General features: G+C 73.4%; 11 protein-coding genes. 4 read left to right on the plus strand and 7 right to left on the minus strand.

From position 1 onward, the window contains the following. Nucleotides 1-132: 132 nt before the first annotated feature. Together OG985_RS08050 and OG985_RS08055 are read right to left on the minus strand one after the other, a co-directional pair. The gene (locus OG985_RS08050; RefSeq protein WP_371667557.1) at nt 133-1,824 is read right to left on the minus strand and encodes an MFS transporter; all 1,692 of its coding nucleotides are present in this window, start codon (nt 1,822-1,824) and stop codon (nt 133-135) included. A gap of 312 nt (nt 1,825-2,136) precedes the next feature. Beyond that, a complete protein-coding gene (locus OG985_RS08055) occupies nt 2,137-2,283 on the minus strand; it encodes a hypothetical protein (protein ID WP_371667558.1) in 147 nt (48 codons plus the stop codon). Nucleotides 2,284-2,584: 301 nt separating this feature from the next. On the opposite strand from OG985_RS08055, the gene OG985_RS08060 reads away from it, so the two are divergent. Next, complete coding sequence (locus tag OG985_RS08060) at nt 2,585-3,211, plus strand: hypothetical protein (protein ID WP_371667559.1); 627 nt, start codon at nt 2,585-2,587, stop codon at nt 3,209-3,211. 128 nt (nt 3,212-3,339) lie between these two features. Here OG985_RS08060 and OG985_RS08065 read toward each other — a convergent pair whose 3' ends face one another. After that, complete coding sequence (locus OG985_RS08065; protein ID WP_371667560.1) at nt 3,340-5,211, minus strand: protein kinase; 1,872 nt, start codon at nt 5,209-5,211, stop codon at nt 3,340-3,342. Nucleotides 5,212-5,532: 321 nt separating this feature from the next. On the opposite strand from OG985_RS08065, the gene OG985_RS08070 reads away from it, so the two are divergent. After that, nucleotides 5,533-6,378, plus strand: coding sequence for a chitosanase (locus OG985_RS08070; protein WP_371667561.1), 846 nt, complete (start codon nt 5,533-5,535; stop codon nt 6,376-6,378). A 99-nt stretch (nt 6,379-6,477) separates the two neighbouring features. Here the strand turns inward: OG985_RS08070 and OG985_RS08075 are convergent, their stop codons facing one another. Next, the gene (locus OG985_RS08075; RefSeq protein ID WP_371667562.1) at nt 6,478-7,500 is read right to left on the minus strand and encodes an MASE1 domain-containing protein; all 1,023 of its coding nucleotides are present in this window, start codon (nt 7,498-7,500) and stop codon (nt 6,478-6,480) included. 106 nt (nt 7,501-7,606) lie between these two features. Next, nucleotides 7,607-8,437, minus strand: a complete 831-nt coding sequence (locus tag OG985_RS08080; RefSeq protein ID WP_371667563.1) for a PP2C family protein-serine/threonine phosphatase — start codon at nt 8,435-8,437, stop codon at nt 7,607-7,609. Between the two features lie 190 nt (nt 8,438-8,627). On the opposite strand from OG985_RS08080, the gene OG985_RS08085 reads away from it, so the two are divergent. Continuing rightward, entirely contained in the window at nt 8,628-9,548 is a 921-nt protein-coding gene (locus OG985_RS08085; RefSeq protein ID WP_371667564.1) for a YihY/virulence factor BrkB family protein, read from the plus strand. A gap of 48 nt (nt 9,549-9,596) precedes the next feature. Here OG985_RS08085 and OG985_RS08090 read toward each other — a convergent pair whose 3' ends face one another. Together OG985_RS08090 and OG985_RS08095 are read right to left on the minus strand one after the other, a co-directional pair. After that, on the minus strand, nt 9,597-10,175 hold the full coding sequence (locus OG985_RS08090; protein WP_371667565.1) for a phosphatase PAP2 family protein: 579 nt from the start codon (nt 10,173-10,175) through the stop codon (nt 9,597-9,599). Continuing rightward, nucleotides 10,168-11,553 (minus strand): diacylglycerol kinase family protein, encoded by a 1,386-nt coding sequence (locus OG985_RS08095; RefSeq protein ID WP_371667566.1) that lies wholly within the window; start codon nt 11,551-11,553, stop codon nt 10,168-10,170. Before OG985_RS08095 ends, OG985_RS08090 begins: the two co-directional genes overlap by 8 nt. Nucleotides 11,554-11,896: 343 nt before the next feature. Here OG985_RS08095 and OG985_RS08100 point away from each other — a divergent pair, with 343 nt between their 5' ends. Then, nucleotides 11,897-12,361: a hypothetical protein gene (locus OG985_RS08100; RefSeq protein ID WP_371667567.1), complete on the plus strand. Its 465-nt coding sequence runs from the start codon at nt 11,897-11,899 to the stop codon at nt 12,359-12,361. Nucleotides 12,362-12,385 lie beyond the last annotated feature (24 nt).

The following is a 12,385-nucleotide window of genomic DNA, read 5'->3' on the forward strand; positions in this document are numbered from 1 at the left end:
CGAGGCCGGCGGACACTCGCCCCCGAGGTCGGCGGGTCACTCGCCCCCGAGGTCGGCGGGTCACTCGCCCCCGAGGTCGGCGGGTCACTCGCCCCCGAGGTCGGCGGGTCACTCGCCCCCGAGGTCGGCGGGTCACTCGCCCCTGAGGTCGGCGATCAGCCGGTCGCTGGTCATGGTCCCGTCGTCCTTGTGGGCCTGCCACCGCTCGAAGGTGTGCGCCGCCGCGTCCGCGAGGGCTCCCGACAGGCCGCTCCCCCGCGAGGCCTCGGCGATCTCCTCCATCTCGGGCGCCCAACGCCAGGCCCGAGGGCCCGCGCTCCGGCTCGCGTGCGTGTGGCTGTGCGACACCTCGGGACCGGTGGGCCGCCGCCGCGCCCTGCGGTCCCGCTGCCAGTCGTACACCGCCACCGCGAGCGAACACAGCACGGGCACGAGGCCCGCGCCCACCGCGATCGTCACCGCGGCACGGTAGTCGTGACCGCCGTGGCCGAGCACCAGGTAGAACAGGCCGGGCAGGGCGGCCGTACCGATGGCCCCGCCCAGCCTCTGTCCCGTCTGCAGGGCTCCGCCGGCCGCCCCCGCCATCCGCACCGGGACGTCCCGCAGGGTCATGGTGACGTTGGGCGAGATGACGCAGCCGCTGCCCAGGCCGCCGGCGAAGAGAGCGGGCGCCGCGAGCCACACCGCGTTGTCGCCCGAGACGTGGCCGAGGATCAGCACCGCGCCGCCCAGGCCGAGAGCCACGGCGGCGAGGCCGCACACGGTGAGCAGCCGGCCCAGCCGCTCGACCAGGCGCCCCGCCACCACCGCGGCGACGGCCGACCCCACGGCGAAGGGTGTCACCGCGAGCCCCGACCTCAGCGGTGAATACCCCTCACCGTTCTGGAAGAAGAGGGCGAACACCAGCCACACACCGCTGAAGCCGATGAAGTACAGGGTCGCGATGACGGCCCCGGCGGCGTATCCCCGGGTGGCGGTGACGAGTCGGGGGTCGAGCAGGGGTTGCCCGTCCCGCGCGGCGACCCGCCGTTCCCACCATGCGAAGGCCGTCAGAAGCGCCGCTCCCACGAGGAACAGCCACCACAGTCGCCGGACACCGTCGGACTCCGCCAGGACCAGGGGCAGCATCAGGGCCAGGACTCCGAAGCCGAGCAGGACGACACCGGGCACGTCGAGCCGTTCCCTGCGGCCGGGCGCGATGTGGGGCAGCAGGCGCCGACCGAGCACGAGCGCGATCACGCCGACCGGTACGTTGACGTAGAAGATCCAGCGCCATCCCTGCGGCCCGCCCGCCAGCGCGAGCACGAGTCCGCCGACGACGGGGCCGACCGCGCTGGAGATGCCGACGGTGGCCCCGAACAGGCCGAACGCCCGGCCGCGCTCGGCTCCCCGGAACATCTGCTGGATCAGGGCGGAGTTCTGCGGGGCGAGACAACCCGCCGCGGCCCCCTGCGCCAGTCGGGCCACGACCAGCAGCGTGATCGTGGGTGCCGCACCCGCCGCCGCGCTGCACAGCACGAAGGCCGTGAGCGCCAGCAGGAAGATGCGGCGTCTGCCGATCGCGTCGCCCACCCGTCCCGCGGTCACGAGGACGAGGGCGAACGCCAGCGCGTACCCGGAGACGACCCACTGGATGGCGGGCGCCGAGGCGTGCAGGTCCTGTTGCATGGAGGGCAGCGCCACCGCGACGATCGTCACGTCGAGCAGGCTCATGAAGCCGGCCACCAGCGTCACCCACAGCGCTTTCCAGCGCCTGGGGTCGGCTCCTTCGGCCGCGTCGGCCGGGCTTCCTCCGCGTTCGCCCGCCTGTGTCCGCACGCCCATCGGGCTCCTCTCCGCCACCGCCCGGCGCCCGGAAAAGCCCCGCGTGGGCCGATCACCCGATCAGCGCGGGCCCCACCTCGGCACCGGGGTCACCACCGTCCCCCTACGGGTATCCCGCTCCACCGACCTACGCCTGCGCCGGCCTCCGAGCGAACGGGCACCGACCACCCACGAAGTCCTCGAACAGGCTTCGAACGCGCCTCGGACATCGTTGGCACAGCTTTCGGACATACCGAAGACCCCGAAACCGGACTCGGGGTCTTCGCTCCTCGGACGAACGCGTACCGGCGTGCGGGCCGGGCGCGTGGTCCGTCACCGGCGCGTGCGGAACCTGCTCAGCAGGCGCTGCGCCTGGGCACGGCGGCGCGGGTCGGCAGCGGCCCGCCGCGCCTGTTCCATCGTCCGTCGCCCCTGGGGGCTCCGGGTGAACTCCTTGATGCGCTGCATCACAGTCGGCATGGATCTCCCTCCACCGTTCGGCAGTCGTCGCTTCCTCTCCGCCCCTGCTACCCGGTGACGGACCGTTCAGGCACCCCGCCGCACAACGACCGCACCGGAGGTGGGCACGGGGCCGTCGGCCGGTGGCCGGATACCGTCCCCTCCGCGGGCCACCGCCGGAGCCGGGCCATCAGCGGGTCCGTGACCGGGTATCACCTCGTTGCACACCGACGTGTGCGGGGCGGGGAAGCCGACCCTGATGGCTCGGAGGGGGCGACGGGCGGTCATGGAGGGATCACGTCGTGCCCGGCGCCGTCGCGTCGTGCGCGAACTGAGGGCCACGGGGCGCTACGGCCCCCGCCTGCGGGACGTACTGCCCGCCCTCGCCGGATGCGTGAGCATCGTCTGCGCCGTGGTCGCGGCGCTCGCGGCGGCCTACCGCGTCTTCGGCGTCGGCGCTCCGCTGCTGGGCGTCACGCTCCTGACGTTCGCCGCCACCGCCGTACGCCGGCACCGCAGACCGCTGGGCCGACGGCGCCGCGGCTACTACACCCCGGAGGAACTGGCCGAGTTGGACACGTCCGGCCTGATGGTCGCCGTGGCCCGGATGCTGCGCCGCGACGGCTGGTACGTGCTGCCGGTTCCCGAGCGCGACCGCCCCCGGCTCACCGCCCGGGACGCCCGCGGCCGGCTGCTCGACGTGGCGTTCCGTCCCGTGGCCGAGCCGCTGCCCGACGAGGAGGCGAACCATGGCCCCGTGGTCGCGCAGGCCGGCCGCCGATTACGGCTTGTCGTGCACCGGGGCAGCTTCACTCGGCGGGATGTCCAGTGGGCCCGACGCCAGGGCCACGTTCACCTCATCGACGCGCCGCGTCTTCGGCGCTGGGGCGACGGCACACCCCTCCAGCAACTCAGCGGTCCGCCGACCCACCAACCGCCCACGTCCTGAGGGTAGTTGCGGGTCACACCCGGGTGCCCGGCAGCCGAAGCCCGGACCGCACGCCACGCCGGAGTGTCCGGCACGGGGGCACACCGAGAGCGCCTCGACGCACCCGGACGACCACGGCGGGACGGCGCTCAGCCGGAGGACACGGTTCTGGTCACCCTGCCTTGCCGGTCGGCCTCCATGTACCCGCCCTCGCCGTACTCGTCACTGATGTAGACCGCCATGCCCGCGGCCGTGTCGAAGATGTCGTTCGGCTGCCGCACCAGTAGGTAGCGGGTGGTCGGTTTGTCGACTTTCAGTTCCTTCTCGGCCCGCTTCAGCAGCCCGGGCAGGGCGTCCCACCGGAAGTCGTCCAGGCGCACGGGCCTCTGGCCGCCCGCCAACGAGCCCTTGATGATGCCCTTCTCGACGCCCTGGCCGACCCGGTACGTGTAGGAGTCGTACCGGGTCTGACTGCCCTTGACCATCACCGAGGCCGAGACGTAGTCGGGATAGACCAGGAAGGCGCCGAAACTGCTCCTCCCGGTCTCCTTCTCGATGGCCCGGAGGGCTTCCCGGACCCCGGCGGGCGTCAGCAGGTCACCGGCGGTCGAGGCCTCCCCAGCCGCCGACGGTGTGTCGTTGTCCGCCGCCGGCGTGGTCGCGGCCCGGTGCGTCTCCAGTGAGGTTCCGGGGGACCCGGCCGCGTCGTCCTGGCCGCTTCCGGGCAGCGCCTTCCAGATCCCACCACCCGCCAGCACCGCACCGAGGACGGCGGCGAGGACCGCCACGCGCCGCGGCCCGGGCCGACGGGGAGGGGCGGACACAGGCCGCGTGGGCCGCCCCGAACCGGGCGACGGCGCCGCATAGGGGTGCGGTACGAAGGGCACGGCGTCGCTCGGTCCGGGCGACGGGGCGGCGTACGGGTACGGCCCGGAGGGCGCGGCGTCGTTCGGTGCGGGCGACGGCGTCGCGTACGAGTACGGCCCGGACGGCACGCCGTCACGTGACTCGGACGATCCAGCCGCGTACGGGTACGACCCCGAGGGCGCGGCGTCGTTCGGTGCGGGCGACGGCGTCGCGGCGGGCCGGGTTGTCGGCAGCGACGGGCCGGTTGCGGGAGCCCCTGCGGGTGGGGGCAGGGAGTAGGAGGTGGGCCGGGGGTCCACGCCTTCCCGCGCGGCCCTCTCCAGCATTCGCGCCAGCGCCTCGGCGTCCGGCCGCTCCGCGGGGTCGCGCACCAGGACCCGGTTGAGCACCGGGGTCAGGGCCCCGGCCCGGGAGGGAGGCGGCACGTCGTCGTGGAGTACGGCGGCCAGCGTGGCCAGGGTGGTCGCCCGGCGCAGGGGATGGTGGTTCTCGACGGCCACGTACAGCATCATCGCCAGCGACCACAGGTCCGCCGCGGCCCCGTCACCGGCGGGGCCGCCGTCACCGGAGATGCGCTCGGGGGCCATGTAGTCGGGGGTTCCGATGATCGATCCGGTCGCGGTGAGGGCCGTGGACTCGCGGATCGCGGCGATACCGAAGTCGGTGAGCACGGGCCGGCCGTCGGCGCGCAGCAGGACGTTGGCGGGCTTCACGTCGCGGTGCTGGACACCCGCGCGGTGCGCCGCGCGCAGCGCCTCCAGCACCTCGGCACCGAGACGGGCCGCCGCCTCGGGCGTCATCGGTCCCCGGGCGAGCCGGTCGGCGAGCGAACCGCCGTCGACCAGTTCCATGACGATCCACGGGTAGGTGCCGTCACCGCCGTCGACGATGTGATGGATCGTCACGACGTTGGGGTGTTCGATCCTGGCGAGCGCCCGGGCTTCGCGAAGGACCCGCTCCCGCAGCATCCGCGCCGCGTCCGGGTCGCGGTCGAAGTGGTCCGCGTCGGGCGGCCTCACCTCCTTGACGGCCACATCGCGCCGCAGCGCCAGATCGTGGGCCCGCCACACCGTGCCCATGCCACCGCCGCCGAGCCGGGCGACCAGCTCGAAGCGGCCGTCGACGACCCGTCTGCCGCTGTCCCCGTCGTTCATGGCAGGGAGCTTAGGGGACGGTGCCGGCCGGTCGGGAGCCGAGGCCGACCGTCGTCCCCGCCCGGCCCGGCGCCGAGCCCGCCGTCGTCCCCGCCCGGCCCGGCGCCGAGCCCGCCGTCGTTCCCGCCCGGCCTTGGGGACGGCCGTGGCGTGGCCCGCAGCGACCACCGGCGGGCGCGCCGGCCCCACCCGCACCTCTTGTTCGTATCTACGAACCTGGCTCGCACAGGTGTCCAGCCGGTCCAAGTTCTGATAGTAAACCTTCCTATCAGTGCAGGGACACCAACAACTGCCACCCCCCACAAGCCAATTGGAGCCACCATGGAACACGCCAACAGCGAAACAAACTCCGCCGCGAGCCCCTCCCGCCGCACCCTCCTCCTGATCGGCGCATCCCTCGCGGCGGTCCCGCTGCTGCGCCCCGAGCACGCCTCGGCCTCCCCCGTCGCACGGGCGGCGGCGGGGCTCGACGACCCGGCGAAGAAGGAGATCGCCATGAAGCTGGTCTCGAGCGCGGAGAACTCCTCACTCGACTGGAAGGCCCAGTACAAGTACATCGAGGACATAGGTGACGGCCGCGGCTACACCGCCGGCATCATCGGGTTCTGCTCCGGCACCGGCGACATGCTCGACCTCGTGGAGCTCTACGCCACCCGCAAACCCGGCAACGTCCTCGCCAAGTACCTCCCGGCCCTGCGGCGGGTGAACAACTCCGACTCGCACGACGGCCTCGACCCGTCGTTCCCCGGGGACTGGCGCAAGGCGGCGCAGGACACCGCGTTCCAGCAGGCCCAGAACGACGAACGCGACCGGGTGTACTTCAATCCCGCCGTCAAGCAGGGCAAGACCGACGGACTGCGTGCCCTGGGCCAGTTCACGTACTACGACGCCATCGTCATGCACGGCGACGGCAGCGACCCGACCTCCTTCCGCAACATACGCAAGCGCGCCCTCGCGAAGGCCAAGCCGCCGGCCCAGGGCGGTGACGAGGTGACGTACCTCAACGCGTTCCTCGACGCGCGGGTGTGGGCGATGAAGCAGGAGGAGGCGCACAGCGACACCAGCCGGGTGGACACCGCGCAGCGGGTCTTCGTCCGCAAGGGGAACCTCGACCTGAACCCGCCGCTCGACTGGAAGGTGTACGGGGACAGCTTCCACATCGGCTGACCCCACGACCGCCCCGGTCGGCCCGCCCGGGAACGCGTGCGACGGTCACGGCGGCAAGGACCGTCGCACGCGGCAGGGGCGGGGCCCGCAGGGAACCCCTCACTGCCCTCCCGGCCGCCCCGGCGGACTGTCGGTGGCTTTCGGCGGTCGGGGCGGGCGGCCGCGCGGGGCGTCGCCGGCGGTGAGGTGTTCCAGGACTTCGGCCAGGTCCAGGCAGGCCTGTTCCACCGAGCGCCGGGTGTTGCGCTGCTCCGTGATGAGGGCGGACAGCAGCAGCGCCGTCAGGGCCATGGACCCGTTGAAGGCCTGCAGTTTGGCCATGACCTCGACATCGGTCAGCCGCTCGAACGGGCCGCTCCCGTCCGTCGCCGCGACGGTGGCCATGGTGGAGGCGAACAGGGCGCACAGGATGCTGCCCGGCAACTGGAAACGCAGCGCGACCCAGATCAGGAGCGGGTAGACCAGAAACAAGAGGCTGACGGTGCTGAACGAGGCCAGTGGTACGAGGGCGCAGGCGACGACCGTCATGCCCGCGGCCTCCTTCCACCGGGACCAGAGCGGTGGCCACCGTGCCGCGCGGAGCAGCAGCAGGAGCGGGGTGACGAGCAGGACGCCCATCGCGTCACCCACCCACCACGCCAGCCACACCGGCCAGAAGCCCTGCGCGGCGAGTCTGTCCGTGAGGACGAGAAGCCCGACGCCGACGGTCGCACTGATCAGCATGCCGGTCAGCGCCCCCAGGAACACCAGCGCGAGACCGTCCCGCAGGCGACTGAGGTCGGTGCGGAACCCCACCTTGCGCAGCATCAGGTACGCGCAGACGGGAGCCGCGGTGTTGCCCGCCAGGTTGCCGATCACGGCGGGCCGCAGCGTGGTGAGGGACAGGACCACGAGCAGGGCCCCGAGGGTGATACCCGGCCAGCAGCGCAGCCCGAAGACCAGCAGGCAGGCCACCGCGACGCCGGTGGGGGGCCAGATGGGTGTGAAGACCGCCCCCTCCACCACGAGCCGGCGCAGCAGACCCAGCCGTCCGGCCGCGTAGTAGCAGGTGGCGACCGCGAGCGTCTGGAGGACGTAGTCCCCCGGTCGACGCAGATCCTGGATAGCCACCACAGCAGCCATCAGATACCGACACCGCCCGGTCGGCGAGGCGAACGACCCGGTGCGGCCCTCGGGCCGCCCGGCACGGGCCGGCCGGGTCGGGGCGCCCGGGTCGGGGCGGCCGGTCCTACGGCCGTACGGCGGACGCGTCGTGGCCGACCACCAGCACGGCCGCGTCGTCCTCGTGTCCCACCCGCTCGGCACCCTTGATCACGGCGGCGGCGAGCGACCCCGCTTCCATGCCCGCGACGGCCGCGATGCCGGCCAGCCGGACCACCTGCTCGAGCCCCTCGTCGACGCTCAGCGAGGGCCCCTCCACCACGCCGTCCGTGAGCAGCACGAACACTCCGCCGGTGTTGAGCCGGTACCGGGTCACCGGGTAGTCCTGCCCCGTCTGGATGCCCAGCGGGGGCCCGCCCTCGTCCTCGGCGACACCGGACTTACCGTCCGCGGTGGCCCAGACGCACGGGATGTGCCCGGCCCGAGCGCTCTCCAGGTCTCCCGTCGAGGGGTCGAGCCGCATGAAGGTGCAGGTCGCGAAGAGGTCGTTGCCGAGGGACAGGAGGAGGTCGTTCGTCCGGGAGAGGAGCTCGCCCGGCTCGCTGGTGACCGAGGCGAGCGCCCGCAGCCCCACCCGCACCTGGCCCATGAACGCGGCCGCCTCGATGTTGTGGCCCTGGACGTCGCCGATGGACAGCCCGATACGGCCGTCGGGCAGCGTGAAGGCGTCGTACCAGTCACCCCCCACGTTGAGGCCGTGAAAGGCGGGTGCGTACCGGACGGCGAGGTGGAAGCCGGGGGCGACCGGCATGTCCCCGGGCAGCATGCCGCGTTGCAGGGCGACGGCCAGCTCGACCAGGGAGCGCTGCAGCTCCGCCCGTTCGCGCGCCTGGGCGGTCAGGGCCCCGAGTCTGGCCAGCAGTTCGTCACCGTCGTCCGTAGGCCGCCTGCGGAACATGGAACACTCCGGAAGATGAGTACCTCTCCGAGTCCAGAACCCATTGTGATCCTTTGGGGTGACGACGGCTCGGCGACGGGATCAGGGCCGCACCGGCGAGCAGGCCGCACACACGACTGATCCCGCGTCCAGGGGGAATCAGTTCACGACCGAGGCCGGGAGCACGGCCCGCCCTGAGGGAGCGCGCCCCATGTCCGCTGAACCACAGGCCGGCCGCACGACGAAGGCCGGGCACCCGGCACGCGTCCTCGCCCTGCCGCACCCCGGCTTCCGGGTGCCCGCCACCTGGTGGCCCGCGCTGCGCCGTACTCCCGTGTCGATGTGGCGCGACGACATCTCCGACCACGCGGCGGCTCTCACCTACTACACGGTCCTTGCCGTGCTGCCCGCGCTCCTTGCCACCGTCGTCGGGTTCGCCCTCATCAGTCCCGAGACGGCCGAGAGCTTCATCGCGCACGTCACCGCCTACGCCCCCGCGGAGTCCGCGGGTCCGCTGCACGACGCGCTGTCCCGCATGCTGCGCGGCGGCTCCGCGGCCTGGACCCTGCTGGTCACCGGCACCGTGAGCGCCCTGTGGTCCGCCTCCAGCTACCTGGCCGTGTTCCGGCGCGCCCTGCACCGGATGCACCGCGTGGAGGACCACCGGTCCCCCTGGCGCAAGGCCCACCGGATCGTATTGACCGCGCTCGCCCTGCTCGGGCTCCTCGTCGTCAGCGCCCTCGTCCTGCTGCTGAGCGGCCCGGTCGCCGAGAGCGCCGGACGCTTCTTCGGGGTCGACGCCACGGCCGCGATGGCCTGGAGCCTGCTGCGCTGGCCGCTCCTGCTGTGTCTGGTGGCGGTCCTGGTCGTCATCGTCTTCCACACCGGCCCGGCCTCCGCCCGCCGCCGGGCGCACAGCCTGCCGGGCGGCGTCCTCGCCGCCACACTGTGGCTGGCCGTCTCCGCCGCCTTCGCGCTGTACGCGTCGGCGCTGAGCGCCTACAGCAGGCTGTACGGCTCCCTCGCCGGCCTGGTCGTCTTTCTCATCTGGCTGTGGCTGTCCAACCTCGCCCTGCTGGCCGGCGCGCAGTTCGCCGCCGAACTCAGCGGCGCTCCGGCCGACCGCGCATGAGGCCGGTACGGCCGGGCCCGGGAAGCACCGGACGGCGGCCGGCCCCGTTCACCTCTCCCAGCGGGCGGCAGCCGCGAGGGCCACCGCCGCCGCACCGGTGCCCAGCACGGCACCCGCGAGGACGTCACCCGGGTAGTGCACACCGGTGTGGATCCGCGAGTAGCCCACGGCGCAGGCCAGCAGGCCGAGCGGAACCGTGGCGGCCGGGAAGGTGGGCCCGACCGCCGCGGCGAAGGCCACGGCCGAGGCCGTGTGGCCCGAGGGGAAGGAGGCGGACTCCGGCATGGGTACGTGCCGCCCCGGGAACGGCGAGTCCGCGTCGCGGTGCGGACGTGCGCGGCGTACGAGACGCTTGCCGAGCAGGTTGGCGGTCGTCGAGGCGACGCCGATGGCGGCCACACCCAGCACGGCCGCGCGGCGCGGCCGGCCGGGGAACAGGGCCAGGAGCCCGGCCGCGGCGAAGGAGATCTTGGAGTGGTCCGCCGCCGCGGACAGCCGGCGCAGCGCGGAGTCCAGCGTGGGAGTGCTGGTGACCGTCACGGCCTCGTAGAGCGCCTGGTCGAGGGTGGCGAGATCGCGCATCAGGCCTCGCTGCTCGCGGTGTTCCTGCGCGGGGCGGTCAAGCATGGCTCTTCTCCTGCTTCGTCCTGGGACGGATGGGGGACCTGCCCAGCGCGAGACGGACCACGCGCCGCCAGTCGACGGACGGTGCCACGTAGGGTGCGCCGGGGCGATGCCTCGGTACCCGTACCCGCAGCACGCCGTGGCGCACCCGGCAGACGACCGGCGTGGGCAGGGAGAGCGCCTCGCCGTCGACGGCCACCGGGATGAGCTCCACGTCGGCGTCGACGACCACGCGCCGCGATGTCAGCGTCGTGACGCTGCTCGCCCGTTCACCGCGCAGGGCCAGCTCGGCGGCCTGTGCCGCGCCCTCCACCCGGACCGCGATCACTCCGAGCACGCCTCCGTCCAGCCGGGGTCTGCGCCCGCCGCCGAGGGGGTCGGCGCGCGCGTAGGGGTTGTTGCTCACCAGCAGGGTCTGCGGGGCGTCGATCCGGGTGTCGTCCGTCTGCACCTCCAGCGGGGTGACGGCGTCGCCGACCAGCAGATCCGGCAACTGGTCGAGCACGGTCGCCGTCTTGGCCTCCCGGTAGTCGGGACTCTGCACGATCTCCGCGTACGCCCCGAAGGAGACCGTGTTGACGAAGGGCCGCCCGGCCACGTCGCCCAGGTCGATGCGGAGCTCCACGCCGTCCGAGAGGGCGTCGAGACCGCTCGCCGGATCGTCGCGGTCCAGGCCCAGGTCCATGGCGAAGTGGTTGCGGGTACCGGCGGACAGCACGAGGAACGGCAGCCCGTGTTCGGCGGCCACACCCGCCACCAGGGCCTGGGTGCCGTCACCGCCGGCGACGCCGAGCAGGTCCGCGCCCTCGGCCACCGCCCGCCGGGCCAGCGCCACCGGGTCCGGATCGCCGTCGAGGTCGAGCAGCAGCACGCGGGCGCCCAGCGCCTCGGCCCGCTCCACGAGCCCGTACTCGCCGACCTTCCCGCCCCCGGACCGCGGATTCATGATCAGTACGGGTCTGCGGGGCGGCCGGCTCGAACGGTGCCGCATGCCGTGCGGTTTACGCAGTCGGCGCAGGGCGCTGCGGGCGCAGGCCAGCGCCGCGACCCACAGGGCGAGGGCGGTCACCGCCACCAGCCACAGGCCGGACACGGCGTACAGCACCAGGACACCCACGGGAGCGGCCAGGGCCAGCAGGGCGCCGCACAGGCGGGCCACACCCCGGTGCGCCAACGCCCACCACAGGCCCGCGCCGGCCAGGGCGAGGCCGGCCAGACCGACCAGCAGGATCAGCCACTCGCCGGAGCCGGCACCGGCGATCACCGCCGCGACGGCACCGGCAACGCACAGCAGGGCCAGCCGGGCGAGCGCTCGCGCCCACCCAACGCCACGGTCGGAGCGGTCCGGCTCCGCCTCGGTCTTCGTCCGCGTCGCGTTCATGATGCGCCGGGTGGTCCCCGGGGTTGCCCGTGATCCGTGTGCACGGCGTCATCGGTCTCCCTGTGCTCTTCGGGTCCCTGCCCGCCTCCCCCTCCATGGTGATGACTGCCGTGTGGAGAGCCAACCGTCTCATGAGGAGGCCCGCGGCCGGGAGCGCGCCCCGAGACGCGTCCCCCTCCTCCGGCGGCCCTGCCGGTACGCGGCCGACATGCCCGCGGACGCCCTGCGGTTACGCCGTTCGAGTGGTGCGGTGCCCGACGCGGCCTTAGCGTCGGAAGCAGGCCACATCGTTGGTGGCATGACATGGGGCCGGGCGCCCGCAGACACGCGGCTGGGAGCGAACATGCGCGGACACACAGCAAGATCAGCTCTCGCTCTCGGTGCGGCGGCGCTGTTGGCGGCCGCCGTGCAACCGGCCTCCGCCGTCGCGCCGGCCTCGTCGTCGGCCGCGCCGGTCGTGAAGCAGGTGACGCGGACCGTGCTCGTCGACTGCCTGTGGCATCCCAAGGTGCGTCCCACCGAGTTCATCCTCGCCTGCGGTGACGGCAATAGCCGCCTGTCCTCCCTGCACTGGTCGCAGTGGAAGGGAGACGCGGCCGTGGCCACGGGCGTCAACGCGGTCAACGACTGCAAGCCGTACTGCGCGGCCGGGGCGTTCCACGACTACCCGGTCGTCGTGAGCCTGGACCGTCCGGAGACCTGGAAGAAGCATCCGCGGCTGCGGCACTACACGCGGATGATCCTGACGTACCCCGAGGCCCGTCCGGAGGGGTTCCCGCCCGTCGTGACCTATCCGCTGTGGAACTGACTCGCCGTCGGCCGCCCCGGTCGG

The organism is Streptomyces sp. NBC_00289 (assembly GCF_041435115.1).
Classification (GTDB): domain Bacteria; phylum Actinomycetota; class Actinomycetes; order Streptomycetales; family Streptomycetaceae; genus Streptomyces.

Coding starts and splice junctions, on each gene's coding strand:
- OG985_RS08090 (WP_371667565.1), bottom strand. CDS start 10,175: ATGCTTGACCGCCCCGCGCAGGAACACCGCGAGCAGCGAGGCCTGATG.
- OG985_RS08085 (WP_371667564.1), top strand. CDS start 8,628: ATGTCCGCTGAACCACAGGCCGGCCGCACGACGAAGGCCGGGCACCCG.
- OG985_RS08075 (WP_371667562.1), bottom strand. CDS start 7,500: ATGGCTGCTGTGGTGGCTATCCAGGATCTGCGTCGACCGGGGGACTAC.
- OG985_RS08055 (WP_371667558.1), bottom strand. CDS start 2,283: ATGCCGACTGTGATGCAGCGCATCAAGGAGTTCACCCGGAGCCCCCAG.
- OG985_RS08095 (WP_371667566.1), bottom strand. CDS start 11,553: ATGAACGCGACGCGGACGAAGACCGAGGCGGAGCCGGACCGCTCCGAC.
- OG985_RS08050 (WP_371667557.1), bottom strand. CDS start 1,824: ATGGGCGTGCGGACACAGGCGGGCGAACGCGGAGGAAGCCCGGCCGAC.
- OG985_RS08100 (WP_371667567.1), top strand. CDS start 11,897: ATGCGCGGACACACAGCAAGATCAGCTCTCGCTCTCGGTGCGGCGGCG.
- OG985_RS08070 (WP_371667561.1), top strand. CDS start 5,533: ATGGAACACGCCAACAGCGAAACAAACTCCGCCGCGAGCCCCTCCCGC.
- OG985_RS08080 (WP_371667563.1), bottom strand. CDS start 8,437: ATGTTCCGCAGGCGGCCTACGGACGACGGTGACGAACTGCTGGCCAGA.
- OG985_RS08065 (WP_371667560.1), bottom strand. CDS start 5,211: ATGAACGACGGGGACAGCGGCAGACGGGTCGTCGACGGCCGCTTCGAG.